The organism is Bradyrhizobium sp. USDA 4532, assembly GCF_024171315.1.
Lineage (GTDB): Bacteria > Pseudomonadota > Alphaproteobacteria > Rhizobiales > Xanthobacteraceae > Bradyrhizobium > Bradyrhizobium australafricanum.
In genome coordinates this window covers 7,623,038-7,641,000 of record NZ_JALJZN010000001.1, presented here as the reverse complement: position 1 = coordinate 7,641,000, position 17,963 = coordinate 7,623,038, and the positions used below count along the sequence as shown (strand labels likewise).

General features: G+C 65.0%; 16 protein-coding genes. 11 read left to right on the top strand and 5 right to left on the bottom strand.

Annotated features, from left to right (window positions below; translation table 11 throughout):
• Positions 1 to 64: 64 nt before the first annotated feature.
• Positions 65 to 853 (top strand): IclR family transcriptional regulator, encoded by a 789-nt coding sequence (locus tag J2R76_RS35235; protein ID WP_253625530.1) that lies wholly within the window; start codon positions 65 to 67, stop codon positions 851 to 853.
• A 246-nt stretch (positions 854 to 1,099) separates the two neighbouring features.
• Here the strand turns inward: J2R76_RS35235 and ald are convergent, their stop codons facing one another.
• Complete coding sequence (gene ald, locus J2R76_RS35230; RefSeq protein WP_253589248.1) at positions 1,100 to 2,215, bottom strand: alanine dehydrogenase; 1,116 nt, start codon at positions 2,213 to 2,215, stop codon at positions 1,100 to 1,102.
• Positions 2,216 to 2,341: 126 nt separating this feature from the next.
• Between ald and J2R76_RS35225 the strand changes: the two genes are divergently transcribed.
• The 3 genes from J2R76_RS35225 to J2R76_RS35215 all read left to right on the top strand — a co-directional run bounded on the left by J2R76_RS35225 (position 2,342) and on the right by J2R76_RS35215 (position 4,759).
• A complete protein-coding gene (locus J2R76_RS35225; RefSeq protein ID WP_028333294.1) occupies positions 2,342 to 2,830 on the top strand; it encodes an Lrp/AsnC family transcriptional regulator in 489 nt (162 codons plus the stop codon).
• 193 nt (positions 2,831 to 3,023) lie between these two features.
• The gene (locus tag J2R76_RS35220; RefSeq protein ID WP_253590580.1) at positions 3,024 to 3,962 is read left to right on the top strand and encodes a hypothetical protein; all 939 of its coding nucleotides are present in this window, start codon (positions 3,024 to 3,026) and stop codon (positions 3,960 to 3,962) included.
• 86 nt (positions 3,963 to 4,048) lie between these two features.
• Positions 4,049 to 4,759, top strand: coding sequence for a type 1 glutamine amidotransferase (locus tag J2R76_RS35215; RefSeq protein ID WP_253589247.1), 711 nt, complete (start codon positions 4,049 to 4,051; stop codon positions 4,757 to 4,759).
• A 223-nt stretch (positions 4,760 to 4,982) separates the two neighbouring features.
• Here the strand turns inward: J2R76_RS35215 and J2R76_RS35210 are convergent, their stop codons facing one another.
• A complete protein-coding gene (locus tag J2R76_RS35210) occupies positions 4,983 to 5,861 on the bottom strand; it encodes an NmrA family NAD(P)-binding protein (protein WP_253625529.1) in 879 nt (292 codons plus the stop codon).
• Positions 5,862 to 5,977: 116 nt separating this feature from the next.
• Here J2R76_RS35210 and J2R76_RS35205 point away from each other — a divergent pair, with 116 nt between their 5' ends.
• Positions 5,978 to 6,874, top strand: coding sequence for a LysR family transcriptional regulator (locus tag J2R76_RS35205; protein WP_253589245.1), 897 nt, complete (start codon positions 5,978 to 5,980; stop codon positions 6,872 to 6,874).
• 22 nt (positions 6,875 to 6,896) lie between these two features.
• Here the strand turns inward: J2R76_RS35205 and J2R76_RS35200 are convergent, their stop codons facing one another.
• Together J2R76_RS35200 and J2R76_RS35195 are read right to left on the bottom strand one after the other, a co-directional pair.
• Positions 6,897 to 7,247 carry a hypothetical protein gene (locus J2R76_RS35200; protein ID WP_057017007.1) on the bottom strand — a complete coding sequence of 117 codons (351 nt, stop codon included), beginning with the start codon at positions 7,245 to 7,247 and terminating at the stop codon, positions 6,897 to 6,899.
• Between the two features lie 189 nt (positions 7,248 to 7,436).
• Positions 7,437 to 8,372 (bottom strand): LysR substrate-binding domain-containing protein, encoded by a 936-nt coding sequence (locus J2R76_RS35195; protein WP_057016894.1) that lies wholly within the window; start codon positions 8,370 to 8,372, stop codon positions 7,437 to 7,439.
• A 186-nt stretch (positions 8,373 to 8,558) separates the two neighbouring features.
• Between J2R76_RS35195 and J2R76_RS35190 the strand changes: the two genes are divergently transcribed.
• From J2R76_RS35190 to J2R76_RS35165, 6 genes are all read left to right on the top strand, one after another.
• Positions 8,559 to 9,545, top strand: a complete 987-nt coding sequence (locus J2R76_RS35190; protein WP_253625528.1) for an NAD(P)-dependent oxidoreductase — start codon at positions 8,559 to 8,561, stop codon at positions 9,543 to 9,545.
• 51 nt (positions 9,546 to 9,596) lie between these two features.
• The gene (locus J2R76_RS35185; RefSeq protein WP_168855392.1) at positions 9,597 to 10,928 is read left to right on the top strand and encodes an MFS transporter; all 1,332 of its coding nucleotides are present in this window, start codon (positions 9,597 to 9,599) and stop codon (positions 10,926 to 10,928) included.
• 29 nt (positions 10,929 to 10,957) lie between these two features.
• Entirely contained in the window at positions 10,958 to 12,286 is a 1,329-nt protein-coding gene (locus tag J2R76_RS35180; RefSeq protein ID WP_253589243.1) for an MFS transporter, read from the top strand.
• Between the two features lie 21 nt (positions 12,287 to 12,307).
• On the top strand, positions 12,308 to 13,333 hold the full coding sequence (locus J2R76_RS35175; RefSeq protein ID WP_057016890.1) for an amidohydrolase family protein: 1,026 nt from the start codon (positions 12,308 to 12,310) through the stop codon (positions 13,331 to 13,333).
• 190 nt (positions 13,334 to 13,523) lie between these two features.
• Positions 13,524 to 14,198 (top strand): RraA family protein, encoded by a 675-nt coding sequence (locus tag J2R76_RS35170; protein WP_253589242.1) that lies wholly within the window; start codon positions 13,524 to 13,526, stop codon positions 14,196 to 14,198.
• A 325-nt stretch (positions 14,199 to 14,523) separates the two neighbouring features.
• The gene (locus J2R76_RS35165) at positions 14,524 to 17,010 is read left to right on the top strand and encodes a TonB-dependent receptor domain-containing protein (protein ID WP_309143560.1); all 2,487 of its coding nucleotides are present in this window, start codon (positions 14,524 to 14,526) and stop codon (positions 17,008 to 17,010) included.
• Between the two features lie 119 nt (positions 17,011 to 17,129).
• Here the strand turns inward: J2R76_RS35165 and J2R76_RS35160 are convergent, their stop codons facing one another.
• On the bottom strand, positions 17,130 to 17,903 hold the full coding sequence (locus J2R76_RS35160) for an SDR family NAD(P)-dependent oxidoreductase (RefSeq protein ID WP_253589241.1): 774 nt from the start codon (positions 17,901 to 17,903) through the stop codon (positions 17,130 to 17,132).
• Between the last annotated feature and the right edge of the window lie 60 nt (positions 17,904 to 17,963).

Sequence of the window (17,963 nt, the reverse complement as noted above, 5' to 3'; positions counted from 1 at the left end):
CAGTTTTGCCCTAACATCACATATGTGATGGAGGTGCGGTACTTGACCCGCCGAGGAGCCAGCCATGCCGAATCCGAATAAGACGGCCGTCGTCAAATCGGCCATGCGGACGTTTGCAGTTCTGGAGTTCTTTCGGAAAACAAAGCGGGCTGCTTCCGTGACCGAAATATCGTCCGCGCTGGAGATGCCCCAGTCGAGCACGTCAGTGTTGCTTCGATGTCTCGTTGAATTGAACTACCTGGAATACGAGCGAAAGACCCGGCTCTTCATCCCGAGCTACCGGGTCAATTTGCTGGGTGACTGGATCCGTCGTTCCCCGTTCCGTGATACCAAGCTCACCGATCTGATGGAGGAACTCTGGACCGCGACGGGCGGCGAAACCGTCATGCTCGGACAACAGGCCGGCGCCGCCGGGATGCAATATCTGCACGTTGTCCCCGGCGGCTCTCAGCTTCAGTACACGGCACAAGCCGGTCAAATACGACCGATGGTGCGGACCGCGCTCGGACATGTGCTGCTGAGCCAAATGCCGAACACCAAAATTCGCGGCATTATCCGGCGCAACAATGCCGAGGAGCCGAGTCAGTCGGCGCGCGTTCGCGAATCCGCCTTTCTCGAAGAGGTCGAGCGCATTCGCCGCCGCGGCTTTTCCGAGACAGGCGGCCGCACGACGCCAGGCGCAAACACAATAGGCATGCTCGTTCCCCTGCCAAAGCGACGCGCTCCGCTGGCTATCGGCATCGGCGGCCCCATCGAACGTATCGCGGCAAAGCGCGCGCACATCATTGAAGTCATGCAGAGCCGGCTGAAGGAATTGACAGATGAAGCCGGGCCAAGATTCGTTGAGAAATGACCTCTTGGGACGCATAACGCGTCGTGCGGATGACGGAGCCGCAGCCCGGATGAAGCGAAGCATTCGGACTAAATATCTGTCTTCTCCTTCCCCCTGAAAGGGGGAAGGTCGGGATGGGGGGCAGCCGCAGGCGACGCTCTATGTGGAGAGAGTTGATCCCCACCCGCTTTGCTCTGGCGAGCAAAGCGACCTCCCCTTTTGAAGGGGAGGTTGGGACCCGCGCTGCAGTTAGATCTTTCGAATTTCCTACGACGCCAGCGCTTCTTCCGGCATCACAGCCGACAGATGCTGGCTTTCGGCGACGGCGCGGTTGGTGATGCGGCCGCGATGCACGTTGAGGCCGGCGCGCAGATGCGGATCCTCGACCAGCGCACGCAGTCCCTTCGCGGCCAGCGCCAAGCCGAACGGCAGCGTGGCGTGGTTGAGCGCGTGGCTCGAGGTGACCGGCACCGCGCCCGGCATGTTGGCGACGCAATAATGCACGATGTCGTCATCGAGGTAAGTCGGCGCCTGATGCGTGGTTGGCTTCGAGGTCTCGAAGCAGCCGCCCTGGTCGATCGCGACGTCGACCAGCACCGCGCGGCGTTTCATGCCTGCAAGCTGCGCGCGCGACACCAGCTTTGGCGCGCTGGCGCCCGGCACCAGCACCGCGCCGATCACAACATCAGCCGCGAAGACTTCTTGCTCGATCGCTTCCAGCGTGGCGTAACGGGTGCGGACGCGGCCGAGGAAGAGGTCGTCGAGCGCGCGCAGCCGCGGCAACGAGCGGTCGAGAATGGTGACTTCGCTGCCAAGGCCTGCCGCCATCCGCGCCGCATGGGTGCCGACCACGCCGCCGCCGATGATCGCAACCCGCGCCGGCGGAACGCCGGGCACGCCACCGAGCAGCTTGCCCATGCCGTCGGCGGATTTGCGCAGCGCGGCGCCCGCGGCCTCGATCGCGAGCCGCCCGGCGACTTCGCTCATCGGCGCGAGCAGCGGCAGTCCGCCATGTGCGTCGGTCACCGTCTCATAGGCCACCGCCGTGCAGCCGGAGGCGATCAGACCCGCGGTCTGCGGCACATCGGGCGCGAGATGCAGATAGGTGAAGAGGATCTGTCCCTCGCGCAGCCTGATCCATTCGGACGGCTGCGGCTCCTTCACTTTCACGATCATCTCGGCGACGGAAAACACCTCTTCGGCGGTATCGGCGATCCGCGCGCCGGCCTGCGTGTAGACGTCGTCGCCGGCACCGATGCCGTCACCGGCGCCGCGCTGGACCACGACCTCGTGGCCGTGCGCCACATATTCCCGCACCGAGGCAGGCGTCAGCCCGACCCGATATTCCTCGACCTTGATTTCCTTGGGCACGCCGATGCGCATGGTCCGCTCCTTGAAGGATTCGTTTCCGCCGTCGTCAAGGCTATGCCCCGTCACATGGCGTTTCTCAGCGATTTCCGGCTTGCTCACAGCAAAATACGCCCATATCCTTCGCTTCCAGCTCAGCTCTTGAAGGAAATCTGCGTGGACGGTCTCGATCGTATCGACCTCAGAATCCTCGCCGAGCTGGTCAGCGATGCCCGCGCCAGCCAGATCGAGCTTGCCGAGAAGGTCGGGTTGTCGCCGACCGCCTGCGCGCGGCGGATCCGCCATCTCGAGGAGATCGGCGTGATCCGCGGCTATCGCGTCGACCTCGAACCATCGGCGCTGGGCTTGGTGACGACCGTCGTCGTCACCATCACGCTGGAGAAGCAGAGCGAGGACTATCTCGCAGCCTTCGAAGCTGCGATCGCGCGCTGTCCCGACGTCGTGTCCTGCCATCTGATGTCGGGCAGCGACGATTATCATCTGCAGGTGATCGCCCGCGACATCGCCGACTTCGAGCGCATCCACAAGCAGCATCTGTCGCGGATGCCGGGAGTCGCCCGCATCCATTCCAGCTTCGCGATGCGCGAGGTGGTTCGCCGCACCATTCCCGAGACGGCGCTGCGCGGCTGACGGTCACGCGCCATCGCGCACTGTCACAATCGCGCACTGTCACAATCGGGCACTGTCATAATCGGGCACTGTCATAATCGGATCTGCCCGGCTCGCTCCCACACGCAATTTTTAGTTCGTGATTCGCCGGCTTCTATGACAGAATTGCTACAGTTCAATATCAATTCGGTTACACGTGGAGCGGTGAATGAGCATGGAGTGGCGGGCACGGCCGGTTTCGCTGGCTTGGTCAAATCCAGTGGTCCGGTGGTGGGGCTTCTTGAGCCTCGTCAGCGCCGCCAATATCGCGATCTGGTTCGCGCTCTACCGCCAGTTCAATGAACAAGCCAATGGCAGCTTCAGCAACACCTCGGGCATCGGCCTGATGATGCTGCTGTGCGCGGCCTATGTGTTCGGCTGTGCCTTCCGCTCGGTCCTGCCGCGCGCCGACGTGCAGCGCATCTGCCTGTTCGACACCTGGCTGTCGAGCGTCGTGGTCGGCCGCACCGTCGCCACCGTCGCCGAGGTTTGCTTCGCCGCGCAATGGGCGATCATCCTGCATCAGCTCGGCACCATGACCGGCGCCGAGACCACCGTGAACATCGCCTGGATCATCGTGCCGCTGATCGTGATCGCGGAATGCTTCTCCTGGTATGCGGTGCTGACCACCCATTATCTCTGCAACGCGATCGAGAACTCGATCTGGGCGGTGGTGTTCTTCCTGGTCGGGATCGCGCTGTGCCGGCTGCTGCCGGAGTTTCATGGCCCGGTGCGCTGGGCCTTCATCGTCGCGATCCTCGGCATCGCCGCCTTCCTCGCCTTCCTGATGACCGTCGACGTCCCGATGTATCTGAATCGCTGGCGCGCCAACCTCGCCGCCGGCGGCACGCTGCTGCATCCGCTGGAAGGCTTGCGCGACGTCAGCCGGCGCTGGGTCGTGACCCACGACATCGCCGAGTGGCGCGAGGAGATCGCCTGGATGTCGCTGTATTTCAGCATGGCGGTCTGGTCGAGCCTCGCGCTCTGCGTCGGCTACTCGCTCGAGGATCAGCTGCCGCGCTACCGCACCGAGCCCGTGATCGTCGCAACGACGCCGGCGCCGACAGCGCAGCACACCGCCACGATCGACGCGGCGGTACCGTCGCGGAATTGATCGGCAACCGCCCACGCGCACCTTGTCGCCATTGGCGCTTTCGGAGTAAAGGCTGAGGCATCCTCGCTCATCTGTCAGCGCGTTCCATGCCCCGCATCACCATCATCGAAACCGGGCTCGTCAGTCCGCAATTCCGCGAGCGCCACGGCAGCTATCCGCAGATGTTTCAGCGGATGGTAGCCACCGCCGATTCCTCTGTTACCTGCGACGTCGTCAGCCTCGCCAATGGCGAGACGCTGCCGGATCCGGTCGCATTGGATGCGATCCTGATCACGGGATCGGCCGCCGGCGTCTACGACGACGTCGCGTGGATCGCGCCGCTCGAAGCCTTCGTGTGCACGGCCCATGACAAGCGCATTCCAACCGTCGGCGTCTGCTTCGGCCATCAGCTGATCGCGCAGGCGCTCGGCGGCACGGTGCGCAAATCCGAGAAAGGCTGGGGCATCGGGCGCCATATCTATCGGATCGCGCCGGACAACGGGCTGATCGACGGCGAGACGATCGCCGTCGCCTGCTCGCATCAGGACCAAGTGGTCGACCCGCCCGCCTCAGCGCGCACCATCCTGTCGTCCGGGTTCACGCCGCACGCCGCCCTGCTCTACGCCAACGGCACGACGCTGTCGGTGCAGCCGCATCCGGAATTCACCGCCGACTATGCCGACGCGCTGTGCGATCTGCATCGCGGCCGCGCGCCGGATGCCCTGATCGAAGCCGCCAAGACCTCGCTCACCGAACCGCTCGACCACGCCACGCTTGGCGGCGTGGTCACGCGCTTCCTCGTGCGGCGTAGCAACTAGACATCGTGTTCGCTTGGCGGCCGCAACGGAACTGCGCTCCCTCGCGCCGTTCTTACGGGGAGAGGGTTGGGGTGAGGGGCTGTCACCACGTCAACGGAGCCAGAAAAATTCGCGGAGGCTCCCCCCTCACCCGCATCGCATCTTCGATGCGATGCGACCTCTCCCCGCACGCGGGGGAGAGCTGAAGGAAGCGCTTGCTTCGCTGTAAAGCCTTCATTCGCAGCTAGCCCTTGCGCCACTGCGCGGCGGCGTCGCGGGCGAAATCGCGATAGGCCCGCGGCGCACGGCCGAGCAGCTTCGTCAGGCGTGCCAGCTCGTCGGCCGTCGCGACCGCGCCGTCGCTCTGGTACCGGCCAAACATGAGGCGCATGTCGAGCGCGAGCCATGCCGGCATCGCTGCCTTGAAACGCTGCTCCATCGCTGCGAGATCGTCGCCGCCATAGCTTATCGCGCGGCCAAGCTCATCGCGCCAGATCGCAGCCGCGCCCTCGCCGGTCACGACGTCGGGGCCAACCAGCGCGTAAGTCTCGCGGCCGAGCGGGGCGGACGCGCGCACGCGGCGCAGCAGCTCGATCGCGGCCGCCTCGCCGATGTCGCGGATATCGACCATCGAGATGCCCTTCGCGCCGATCGGCATGCCGTAGGCGCCGAAGTTCAGCAGCGGCTCCTTCAGCCGAAGATCGTTCTGGATGAAATAGGCCGGACGCAGGACAGTCGCGGGAAGATCGAGCGCCTCGATCATCCGCTCGACCGTGTGCTTGCCGGCGAAATGCGGCACGTCCGCATAGGCCTCGCCCTTGAACACCGAGAGATAGACGATGCCCTTGACGCCGGCCTCGCGCGCGGCAGTCAACGTCAGCATCGCCTGCGTCAGTTCGTCGGCGGCGTTCGGAACCAGCAGGAAAAGCGTGCTGACGCCAATGAGCGCCGCGCGGACCGAATCCACGTCGGCAAGATCGCCGCGAACCGCCGTCACGTGCTGCGGAAATTGCGCCTTGCCGGGCGAACGCGTCAGGGCCCGAACCTCGACGCCTTGACCGGCGAGATGATTGAGAACCTGGGTGCCGATGGTGCCCGTGCTGCCTGTCACCAGAATGGTCATGTCGAATACTCCTCTTTTGGGGCAGACCGTCTGCCGTTGCGGAGAAGCTATCTGTTCCAATTTTCCTTTGGAGATGGCAGTATCTGAACACATCGTTTCGAATATGGAACAGTTCGATGGACCTTCAGGCACTCGCCGATTTCAATCTGGTGGCCGCTCATGGCGGGCTCGGCCGCGCCAGCCGCGCTTCCGGACGGGCCAAGGCCACGCTGTCCCGCCGCGTCGCCGAACTGGAACAGAGTCTCGGCGTCCGCTTGATCGAGCGGGGTTCGCAGAGTCTGCGATTGACCGATGACGGCCGCGCGCTGCACGAGCGCACCAGCGGTCCACTGTCCGACATCGCCGAGGCCGGCGAAGCCGTGGTGCTCGGCGCATCGACACCGCGCGGCCGCTTGCGGGTCAGCGCGCCGGTCTTGCTCGCCCATGTCGCGTTCGGCCGGATCGGTGCGCGCTTTGCGCACGCCTATCCCGACGTCCAGCTCGAGATCGTCGCCGAGGATCGCCTGGTCGATCCGGTGGAAGACGGCTATGACCTCGTCATCCGCATCAACCCGTCACCGGATGAACGTCTCGTCGGCCGCCGCTTCCTCAGCGACGAGCTGCTGGTCGTGGCGCATCCCGACCTGCGACGACCGACGATCTCCGTGCGCGATCCGGATGGCGTCTCCGTCGATGCCGTTGTGATGTCGCCGACGCCGCCCGATATGGCCTGGCGCATCCGGAATGAACACGATGAGATGATGCTCAGGCCGCGGCCGATGCTGCGTCTCTCGTCGATGTTGATGATGCGCGATGCGGTGCTCGCAGGCGCCGGCGCGGCCCTGTTGCCCAAGCTGCTGGTCGATGACGACATTGCCGCGGGCCGGCTTGCCTATTGGGGAACGGATGCCAGACCTCCGGTCGAGATCTGGGCGCTGCAGAGCTCGCGACGGCTGGTCGGCGCAAAGGTTCGCGCGTTTCTCGACGTCGTCGAGCAGGCATTCCCGAACCGAGTGTTCGTCCCGCCGGCCTGAGTTGCAACCCGGACGATGCGCCTCAGGTCATGCTGCCCGGCATGAAGCAGCGCACGCGCGGGTGGCCGTCGATATAGTGCTTCCACACCATGGTGCGCCCGACCTTGTTCGGCTCGGTGATCACGGCCTCGTTCGGCACGACAACCCATTCATTGTCGATGAGCACGCGATAGTGGCCGTGATCAGACTCCCAGTCGGGATCGGCGACCACATAGCCGTCGGCATCCGAGCAGCATTGTCCATAGCCGCTGTGCAGGCTTTCGAACCAGGGCTTCAGCGGTGAATTGGCGTAGCGGCCGTCGTCCCGCGCCAGGGTCGGCGATGTCAGCCACATCGTCCCGAGCAGCAGTGCCGCACGCGTGATAGCGTGCATGTCATCGTCTCCGTAAGCGTCGATCCAGCTGCGGGCGCGCGTCACAGACCGCTCGCCTGCGACGCTGCCGCCGCAGGCGAGAACGCGACACATCCGCGCCCCAGCACCTGACATTGAACGATGCAAGAGCAAGGCCAGACGGGACGCCGGAAGACTACGGCCGACGAAAGTATAGGGCGCGCGGCACGATCAACGACTCACTGCCGCAACCTCCGGAACGAGCGGCGGTGCGCTGCGCGACGCCGCCTGCAGCGCGCATTCGACGAACCGGCGCGGCAGCAGCGAGGCGTTGGAGCGCATCGCCACCAGCATGCGGCTCTCCGCATCCGGCGTGTCCAGCGGCTTCGCCACCACATTCATCACGCCGGCCTGCTGGTAGCACGACGGCAGGATCGACAGCCCGATCCCGGCCGCAACCAGGCTGAGCACGGTGCGCAGTTCATGCGCCTCCTGCACCACGCGCGGGGCAAAGCCCGCCCGCCGGCACAGCATCGCGGCCTGATCACCGACACCGCAGCCGCTTTCGGCCATACCGACGAATTCATGCTCGGCAAGGTCGGCCATCTCGAGCGCACCCTTCGCGCCGGCCAGCGGATGATCCAGCGGCAAAAACACCATCAGCCGGTCGCGCCACACCACATGGACCTGCAGATCGGCCGCCGGCCTGAAATCGAGCGGCGGGCGCATGATCGCGACATCGAGCTCGGCGTCGGCAAGCGCGCGCAGCTGCGTTGCCGTCGACATGTGCCTGAGCTCGATCTTCACCCGCGGATAGCTGGCGCGAAAGCTGCGGAACAGCTCGGCGAACATGTCGAGCATCGGGACCGAGCCGGTGAAGCCGACGCGGATCATGCCGGCCTCGCCGCGCGCCGCACGGCGCACCGTCTCCGACGCCAGATCAAGCTCGCTGACCGCGCGCCGCGCATGTTCCAGCAGCAATTGTCCGGCTTGCGTCAGTTCCACCGCGCGCCGCGTCCGCGCCAACAGGCGCGTGCCGAGCTCTTCCTCCATCGCCTTGATCTGCGTGCTCAGCGGCGGCTGGCTGACATGCAAGCGTTTGGCGGCGCGGCTGAAGCTGAGCTCTTCGGCTACCGCGATGAAGTAACGAAGCTGCCTGTAATCCATCGCTTATTCCGATTCCCTATAAGTCGGGGGTCAACAAAGTATTTGACCTCACGGGGCCGTTTCCCGATCTTCGCGCGAAATCACCAGTCCTCCAAGGGAGAAGCGCGCGAAATGCGTCAGGTTCAGACACGACGGCGCGGCGCTCGCAGCGGGTCAGCCATGCAATATCGCAGCGGACGATAGAAGATGACCGTTCCGTTTCGCGTTCTCGTCACCGGCGACAGCCTCGCGCCGGCCGCCGTCAATGTCCTCAGCGAGATCGGTGCAGATGTCGTGCTGATGCGCGATGCCGTCACGCCTGAGCGTCTCGCGCATGAGATGGCGCGGGCGCCGACGCAGGCGATCCTGATGCGCGGCAATCCGGTGTTCTCCGCCGCCACCATCGCCGGCAATCCGCACCTGCGCGTGATCGCAAAGCACGGCGCCGGCATCGACAGCGTCGATATCGATGCCGCAACCGCCAGGCGCGTGCTGGTGATGGTCGCGGGCGACGCGAATGCGCCTGCGGTTGCCGAGCACACCATCGCATTAATCCTCGCGCTCGGGCGCGACGTCGTCAGCCTGAACGCGCGAACCCATTCCGGCGCCTGGGACCGCGCCACCTATCGCGGCCGCGAAATCCGCGGCCGCACGATCGGCCTGGTCGGCTTCGGTCGCATCGCCCGGCACGTCGCCCGCGCGGCGGCCGCGCTCGGCATGAGCGTCGTCGCGCTCGGCCGGAGCAGCGGCCGTGTCGATCCGGCACTGGCGCGCGAAGCCGCCGATCTCGCCGAGCTGCTTGCGGTCTCCGACATCGTCAGCCTGCACGCGCCGCTGACCGATGCGACACGCGGCATGATCGATGCCGGGCGGCTCAACGCCATGAAGCCCGGCTCCCTCCTGATCAACACCGCGCGCGGCGCGCTGGTCGACGAGGACGCGCTGTGCGCGGCGCTGCGCAGCGGCCATCTCGCCGGTGCCGGCCTCGACACGCTGGCGGAGGAGCCGCCGGCGAAGGACCGGCCGATCCTGCAGGCGCCGAACCTGATCGTGACGCCGCATATCGCAGCCCAAACCGGCGCATCGATCACGCGGACCGGCGTCGAGGCCGCGCGCAACATCGCAGCTGTCCTCACGCAACGCGACATCGATCGCGCCAATGTGGTCAACCCGGCGGCACTCGACGCGCCTTAAATCTCGCAGAAACGGCCCACCAAGAGGCCGCGACATCAAGAGGAAACGAACATGAATCTGGGGTGGCTGTCCAAGCTGTCCACCGTCGAACGCAAGACCTTCTTCGCTGCCTTCGGCGGCCTTGCACTCGATTCGATGGACACGACAATCTACGCGCTGGTCACGCCGGCGCTGATCGCAACGCTGAGCCTGTCGCGGCCTGACGCCGGCATTCTGGCTTCCAGCTCGTTGATCGGCACCGCCCTGGGCGGCTGGGTCGCCGGAATTGCCGCGGACCGGTTCGGCCGGGTGCGCGTGCTGCAATTCACCATCCTCCTGGTCGCGGTCTCGACCTTTGCCGCCGCCTTTGCCGACGGCTTCTGGTATCTCTTGGTCGCGCGCGCCATCCAGGGCATGGGCTATGGCGGCGAGGCCGCGGTCGGTGCCGTGCTGGTCGCCGAAGTGGTTTCGGCCGGCATGCGCGGCCGCGTCGCCGCCGCGATCCAGAGCGGATACGCCGTCGGCAATGCGCTGTCGGTGGCGCTGTTTCCCGTCATCTTCGGCTGGCTGTCGCAGGACATGGCCTGGCGCGTGTTCTTCGCGATCGGAATCCTCCCCGCGCTGCTGGTCTTCTTCGTCCGCCGCTTCGTGCCGGAATCCGCGATCTTCGTCGAGGAGAAGGCACAGCGCGCCGCCTCGCCGGCGCATAGCTTCTGGACCATCTTCACCGGCGAGCATCTGTTCAAGACGCTGGTCGCGACCTTCTTCACCACCGGCACGCTTGGCGCGGCCTATGTGATGATCACCTGGCTGCCGACCTATCTGCAAACCGGGCTGCATCTGCCGGTCACGCACACCGCCGGCTATCTCGCAGTCAACATCTTCGGATCGTTCGTCGGACCGATCGCCTTCGGCCTGATCGCCGACCGCATCGGCCGCCGCAAGGGTTTCATGCTGTTCCTGGTCTGCCAGGCACTGAACGTCGTCGTCTACACCCAGGCGCCGATCGGCCAAGGCATCACCATCATCCTCGGATTCTTCCTCGGCGCGCTGCAGGCCGGCCTCGCCTCCGGCCTGATGCCGACTTTTGCCGAGCTGTTTCCGACCAGCATCCGCGCCAACGGCGCCGGCTTTGCGCTGAGCGCAGGGCGCGGCCTCGGCTCGATCGTGCCGGCGACCGTCGGCATTCTCTCGACGCGGATGCATCTCGGCGACGCAATGGCGATCTGCGCCATCTGCGGCTACACTGCCGCGTTCTGCGCGGCATTGCTGCTGCCCGAGCAGCAGGGCATCGACCTCAGAACAATGGCAGCGGGCGGCGCGCCGGACGGAGCCGAACGCCCGCCGCACGAACGAGAGGCCGGACACCCAAACAACGTCCGAAATGGCGCCGCAACCCAATGAACGCCATCACAATGAACGGGAGGATTGCAATGGCCGGAGCGTCCGTCACTGAGCTCGAACAACAGACCATCCGCCGCGTCTATTGGCGGCTGATCCCGATCCTGTTCGTGATGATGTTCTTCAACTATCTCGACCGTATCAATCTCGGCTATGCCGGGCTGACGATGAACAAGGACCTCGGCCTCAGCCCCGCGATCTTCGGCTTCGCGGCCAGCATCTTCTTCCTCGGCTACATGGTGCTCGAGGTGCCGAGCAACCTGATGCTGCACTGGCTCGGCGCCCGGATCTGGCTGGCGCGCATCCTGATCACCTGGGGCCTGGTCGCCGCGTTGACCGCCTTTGTCTGGAATCCGCTCAGCCTCTATGTGATGCGGTTCGGGCTCGGCGTCGCGGAAGCCGGCTTCATGCCCGGCGTGGTGCTTTACCTCACCTACTGGTTCCCGGCGCGCTATCGCGCCCGCGCGGTGGCGGGATACATCATCGCCGGCTCGTTCTCGGCGGTTTTGGGCGGGCCGATCTCGACCAGCATCATGACCTGGTTCGATGGCACTGCCGGTCTCCACTGCTGGCAATGGATGTTCCTCGCCGAGGGCGTGCCGACCATTCTGCTCGGCCTGTTCACGCTCTATTATCTCACCGACCGCCCAGCCAAGGCGAGCTGGCTCACCAAGGAACAGGCGGCCTGGCTGGAAGGCGAACTCGCCGCCGAGCGGGCCGAGATCGAACAACAGGGGCAGCACAGGTTGATCGAATGCGTCCTCGATATCCGGGTCTGGCTGCTGGCGGCGCTGTTCGGCTGCGCATTGGTCGGGATCTACGGCCTCTTGCTGTGGCTGCCGCAGATCATCAAGGGCATGGGCAATCTCAGCAACATCCAGGTCGGCTTCCTCTCGGCGATCCCGCCGCTGCTCGGCGTCATCGGCACCATCGTGGTCAGTCGCAGCTCGGACAAGACCGGCGATCGCAAGTTTCATCTCGCGGCGGTCTATCTGCTGGCCGCGGTCGCGATGCTCGGCAGCGCCTATGTCGCGAGCCCGGTGCTGGCCTTCGTGTTCCTGTGCATCGTCGGCTTCAGCCTCAATGCCGGCAACCCGCTGTTCTGGAGCATCAATGCCTCGCTGCTGACCGGCGCGGCCGGCGCCGCCTCGATCGCGCTGGTCAACACGCTGGCGCAGTTCGGCGGCCTGATCGGGCCGTGGTGCATCGGCCTGATCAAGGACTCCACCGGAAGCTTCTCCTGGGCATTGGTCGGCATCGCCGGCTTCCTGCTCGTCGCCTCCGCCATCGCCGCCACCATGCGCGTCAAGCCGCGCGAGACGGAATTGACGGGCGCGATCCCGTCATCCGTCGCACACTGACACCCTGCCAAGGAAGCAACCATGATCATCGATTGTCACGGCCATTACACCACCGAGCCGGCCAAGCTGCAGATCTTCCGCGACAAGCAGCTCGCCGGCCTCGCCGACAAGTCGCGCCGGCCGCTCACCACCAATCTCGGCATCACCGATGACGAGATCCGCTCCAGCGTCGAGGGCGCGCAGCTTCGCCTGCAAAGGGAGCGCGGCACCGACGTCACCATCTTCTCGCCGCGCGCCGCCGGCATGGCACATCACGTCGGCAAGGAAGCGACCAGCCGCGAATGGACCACGATCTGCAACGACCTCGTGCACCGGGTCTGCACGCTGTTCCCGCAGAACTTCGTCCCCGTGTGCCAGCTGCCGCAGAGCCCGGGCATCAAGCCTGCCAACTGCATCGAGGAGTTGGAGCGCTGCGTGACCCAGCTCGGCTTCGTCGGCTGCAACCTCAACCCCGATCCCGCCGGCGGCTATTGGTGCGATCCGCCGCTGACCGACGAATGGTGGTATCCGCTGTATGAGAAGATGGTCGAGCTCGACGTGCCGGCGATGGTCCATGTCTCCTCGTCCTGCAATCCCTGCTTCCACGGCACCGGCGCGCATTACCTCAACGGCGACACCACCGCCTTCATGCAGTTCCTGACTTCGGATCTGTTCAAGCGCTTCCCGACCCTGCGGTTCATCATCCCGCATGGCGGCGGCGCGGTGCCCTACCACTGGGGCCGCTACCGTGGCCTCGCGCAGGACATGAAGCTGCCGCCGCTGTCGGAGCATCTCTTGAAGAACGTGTTCTTCGACACCTGCGTCTATCACTTGCCCGGCATCGAGCTGTTGACCAGGGTAATCCCTGTCGAGAACATCCTGTTTGCGTCCGAAATGGTCGGCGCGGTCCGCGGCATCGATCCTGAAACGGGTCATCACTTCGACGACACCCGCCGCTATATCGACGCGCTGCCGCTGAGCGCGGCGGACAAGGCCAAGATCTTTGAAGGCAACGCCCGCCGCGTCTATCCTCGCCTCAACGCCCATCTCGAACGCCGCGCGCATTGAACGAAGCGATCGATGTTTCCCGCCCCGTCATTGCGAGGAGCGTCAGCGACGAAGCAATCCATCGCTCCGCATCTGCGGAAGCATGGATTGCTTCGATCGCTCGCAATGACGGTGATGGTCCTACAAGCAAGATATTTCCGTCGTCCCGATTGCAAACGTACAATCACGCCCAACATACCGGAGAAAACCTATGGCCATAGGATTTGCAATTCACAAAGCGAAGCGGAAAGTGTCGCCTGACCTCGTCGCGCGCTACCGCATCCTGCCGGTCGCCAATATCAGCGATTCGATGTCGCGGATCGCGGGCACCAACCGGCTGCGGCCGATGCATGCGGGCGGCTGGCTCGGCGGCCCGGCGCTGACGGTCAAGACCCGTCCCGGCGACAATCTGATGGTCCACAAGGCGATCGACCTGGCCCAGCCCGGCGACGTCATCGTGGTCGATGCCGGCGGCGTCCTCGTCAACGCCATCATCGGCGAGATCATGTCGACCTTGGCCGAGAAGAAGGGCGTCGCGGGCTTCGTGATCGACGGCTCGATCCGCGATGCCGGCGCGATCCGCGCCGGATCATTCCCGGTGTTCGCCGCCGGCGTCGCCCATCGCGGACCCTACAAGGACGGCCCGGGCGAGATCAACTGCGCCGTCTCGATCGATGGCATGATCGTCGAGCCCGGCGATCTCGTCGTGGCCGACGACGACGGCGTGCTGTGCGTGCCCTATGACGACGCCGAGGCGATCTGCAAGCTGACCGAGGCCAAGAAGGCGACCGAGGAAAAGGCGATCCAGCAAATCCTCGCCGGCACCAGCGACCGCCGCTGGGTCGACGAGGCCCTGCAGCGCCTCGGCTGCGAGTTCAAGGACTGAGACGATCGGCGGTCCCAAAGGCGGCGATGCCCGCCTTTTGGGCACGAATTTGCGCCAAGTCGGCCGGAATCATCCCGCCCATATCGTGTGCGTGTGCCCGTCCATCAAAATCGGGAATTTTTCCCGATTCCAGATGGAAAAGAATCCCGGTCCCCCGGGACTGATCTTGTTTGCCAAAGCAAGGGCGTTCCCGCAGTCTCCGAGCCAAGTTTCGTCGGGGATCAAGCCGAACCGCGGCTTGGGGGTGGGCGTCATGGCTGCTGCGTTGTTGCGTGCGGCAACACGGTCTTTGTCTTCTTCGGTCTATACGCGAGGCGCTGCGGCCGTGCTGGCTGTTATTGGCTCTGCACTGCCATCGACTGTCCTGCATGCTCAGACGGCCGATCCGGTCCCCACTGAACTGCCGCCCGTCAACGTGATTGCGCCCACACCTCTGGCCGGCACCCGCAGCGCAAGGCCGACGGCACGGCCGGTGGTTCGGACCACGCGAACCGCGCGAACCCGAACCGGACCTGTTGCTCCGGCAGCGGGCCCCGATGTCGGCACCGCTGCACCCGGCCCCTCCGACCGCGACTCCACCCTGATTGATCGCGACAAGGTCCCGTCCAACACCGCGGTGATGACGACGCAGGATTTCAGCCACAACTACTCGACCAACTTCCTCGATGCTGTGAACCGCAAGCTGCCCGGCGTCACGCTCGGCGACCAGACCGGCAATCCGTTCCAGCGCAACCTCGACTACCGCGGCTTTACCGCCTCGCCGGTCCAGGGCACGCCGCAGGGCATCGCGGTCTATCAGAACGGCGTGCGCATCAACGAATCCTGGGGCGACGTGGTCAACTGGGACTTCATCCCGGAAAAGGCTATCGACAGCGTCGCATTGTTTCCCAACAATCCGGTGTTCGGCCTCAACGCGATCGGCGGTGCGCTGAGCATCCAGATGAAGAACGGCTTCACCTATCAGGGCTCCGAGGCTGAACTGTTCGGCGGCTCTTACGGGCGCGTGCAGGGCAGCGTGCAGGCCGGCGGCCACAGGGACAACATCTCCGCCTACGCTGCGTTCGAATCCGCGTATGATCGCGGCTGGCGCGACTACGCCAATTCGTCGCACATCAACCGCATGTATGTGGACGTTGGCGCACGCAACGACGACACCGAATTTCACGTCAATTTCACCGGCGCCAGCAACCTGCTCGGCAACGTTGCGGCAACGCCGGTGCAGATGCTCAATCAGCGCTGGTCGAGCGTCTACACCTGGCCGCAGACGACGCTGCTTCAGCTCGCCTTCGTCAACGCCACGCTGAACCATAATTTCTCGGATACCTGGTCCTTCCAGGGCAATGCCTATTTCCGCGGCTTCCGGCAGACCCATGTCGACGGCAACGGCACCGACGTGCATGCCTGCGACGGGGGAGACAGTTTGTGCATCGGCGACGACCTGCCGATTTTCGGTCCGGCGGGAGGTCCCTCGGTTCCGAACACGCTGGGCAATGCCTTCCTTGGCGAAGTCGACCGCAACCGGGCCGCGACCAACAGCTTCGGCGGCACAGCCCAGCTGACCAACTCGGACAAGCTGTTCGGACACGACAACCACGTCGTGATGGGCGTCAGCGTCGACCACGGCAACACGAAATTCACGGCGACCAGCGAGCTCGGAACGATCGATCCGAACAACCTGTTCGTGACCGGCACCGGCATCTTCATCAACCAGCCCGATGCCGGTCTCGCCCCGGTCGACTTGCGCGCCACCAACACCTACACCGGCGTCTATCTCACCGATACCTTCGACGTAACGAACAGGTTCTCGGTCACTGCTGGTGGACGATTCAACTATGCCCAGATCGATCTGCAGGACCAGACCGGGACAAATGACCAGCTCAACAGCAGCAACCGATTCCAGCGCCTCAACCCGGTGATCGGCGGCACCTACAAGATCACCCCGAACCTCACCTTCTATGCCGGCTATTCGGAGGCCAACCGCGCGCCGACGCCGCTCGAGCTCGGCTGCTCCGATCCGGCCCGCCCCTGCGTCATCGATTCCTTCCTGGTGTCCGATCCGCCGCTCAAGCAGGTGGTGTCGCACACCATCGAGGCCGGCTTCCGCGGCACCTGGGGCAACGACGCCAGGACCGGCGTGCTGAGCTGGGGCCTCGGCGCATTCCACACTCTGTCCGACGACGACATCATCCGGGTGCAGAGCCCCATCGGCACAGGCAATTTCGGCTATTTCCAGAATGCGGGACAGACCCTGCGGCAGGGCATCGAAGCCAAGCTCGACTACCGCGTCAATCGCTGGAACGCCTATGCCAACTACACCTTCATCGACGCGACCTATCGAAGCGCAAACACGTTGCCGGCTCCCGACAACCCGAACGCCCTGACCGACCCGAACAACGACGACGTCCGGTTCATCAACGTCAAGCCGGGCGACCATATCCCGGGCATTCCGGCGCACCGCTTCAAGGCAGGTGTCGAGTACCTCGCCACCGACGCATGGAAGGTCGGCGCCGACATCAACGTGGTCGGCAGCCAGTGGCTGATCGGCGACGACACCAACCAGAGCCAGAAGGTCCCGGCCTACGCGGTCGTGAACCTGCACACCTCCTACAGGATCACGCCGAATATCGAGGTGTTCGGCCTGATCAACAACGTCTTCAACCAGCATTATTATCTCGGCGGCGCGTTCTACGAGACTGGCGGCTTTGCCAGCGCCGGAGCCGCGCCCAATTTGATGGCGCAGCTGACCGATCCGCGCACCTTCGTGCCCGGCATGCCGCTCGCCGCCTATGCCGGCATCAGGGCGAAGTTCTAAAGCGCGATGAGATTAGGTTGAATCGTCATCGCGCTTTAGCTCTTTGTCTGAGCATGATCTTTTCGGAAAACCGCTTCGCACTTTTCCGGATCATGCTTTAGGGCAATTCCTGGAAGACGCTACGCCACCGTCCCGCCGTCGACCGGCATCGCGATGCCGGTGACGAACGACGCCTTGTCCGACAGCAGGAACACCGCGACCTCCGCGATCTCCTCGGGACGCGCGGCGCGGCCCATCGGATTGCGGGTGACCGCGGCCTTGATCAGCTCCTCTGGATCGGCCTCGTTGTGGCCCGGCTGGTCCGGCCGGTTGACGAACACCCGCAGCATCGGCGTGTCGATCGCACCGGGGCAGATCGCGTTGACGCGGACGCCGTCCTTGGCGTGGCGCTTGGCGAGCGCGCGCGCCAGCCCGATCACGCCGGCCTTGGCCGCCGAATAGGTCGGACTCCACGGCGAGCCGACCAGGCCCGAGGTCGATGCAGTGAACAGGATGCTGCCCTGGCGCCGCGCGGTCATCTGGCCGAGCGCCGCGTTGGTGGTGATCAGCTGCGAGCGCAGGTTGAGATCGACGCTGAGATCCCAGCCTTCCAGATCGTCGATCACGGACGGACCGGGAATGCCGAGGTGATTCCACACGCAGTCGAGCGCTCCAAATTCCTTCGCGGTTGCCGTGACGATGTCGCGCGCAAAGCCGTCGTCGCGCAGATCGCCGGTCAGCGCCAGCGCGCGTCCGCCGCCCTTTTTGATCTCGTCGACCACCGCCTTCGCGCCGGCCTCGTTCTGGTCGACCACCGCGACCGCCGCGCCCTCGCGCGCGAGGATGCGTGCCCCGGCGCGGCCGGCGCCGGATGCCGCGGCGGTGACGAGTGCGATCTTGCCCTGCATGTCCATGTTTTCGATCCTGACTGTGCCCGTGAGCTCGAGCCTTCTTGGTTGTGACGTTCTGGTTGA

Bases quoted from the DNA above. Each gene is read 5' to 3' on its own strand.
- J2R76_RS35235 (WP_253625530.1), top strand. From the start codon at position 65: ATGCCGAATCCGAATAAGACGGCCGTCGTCAAATCGGCCATGCGGACG.
- ald (WP_253589248.1), bottom strand. From the start codon at position 2,215: ATGCGCATCGGCGTGCCCAAGGAAATCAAGGTCGAGGAATATCGGGTC.
- J2R76_RS35220 (WP_253590580.1), top strand. From the start codon at position 3,024: ATGGAGTGGCGGGCACGGCCGGTTTCGCTGGCTTGGTCAAATCCAGTG.
- J2R76_RS35215 (WP_253589247.1), top strand. From the start codon at position 4,049: ATGCCCCGCATCACCATCATCGAAACCGGGCTCGTCAGTCCGCAATTC.
- J2R76_RS35210 (WP_253625529.1), bottom strand. From the start codon at position 5,861: ATGACCATTCTGGTGACAGGCAGCACGGGCACCATCGGCACCCAGGTT.
- J2R76_RS35205 (WP_253589245.1), top strand. From the start codon at position 5,978: ATGGACCTTCAGGCACTCGCCGATTTCAATCTGGTGGCCGCTCATGGC.
- J2R76_RS35200 (WP_057017007.1), bottom strand. From the start codon at position 7,247: ATGCACGCTATCACGCGTGCGGCACTGCTGCTCGGGACGATGTGGCTG.
- J2R76_RS35195 (WP_057016894.1), bottom strand. From the start codon at position 8,372: ATGGATTACAGGCAGCTTCGTTACTTCATCGCGGTAGCCGAAGAGCTC.
- J2R76_RS35190 (WP_253625528.1), top strand. From the start codon at position 8,559: ATGACCGTTCCGTTTCGCGTTCTCGTCACCGGCGACAGCCTCGCGCCG.
- J2R76_RS35185 (WP_168855392.1), top strand. From the start codon at position 9,597: ATGAATCTGGGGTGGCTGTCCAAGCTGTCCACCGTCGAACGCAAGACC.
- J2R76_RS35180 (WP_253589243.1), top strand. From the start codon at position 10,958: ATGGCCGGAGCGTCCGTCACTGAGCTCGAACAACAGACCATCCGCCGC.
- J2R76_RS35175 (WP_057016890.1), top strand. From the start codon at position 12,308: ATGATCATCGATTGTCACGGCCATTACACCACCGAGCCGGCCAAGCTG.
- J2R76_RS35170 (WP_253589242.1), top strand. From the start codon at position 13,524: ATGGCCATAGGATTTGCAATTCACAAAGCGAAGCGGAAAGTGTCGCCT.
- J2R76_RS35160 (WP_253589241.1), bottom strand. From the start codon at position 17,903: ATGGACATGCAGGGCAAGATCGCACTCGTCACCGCCGCGGCATCCGGC.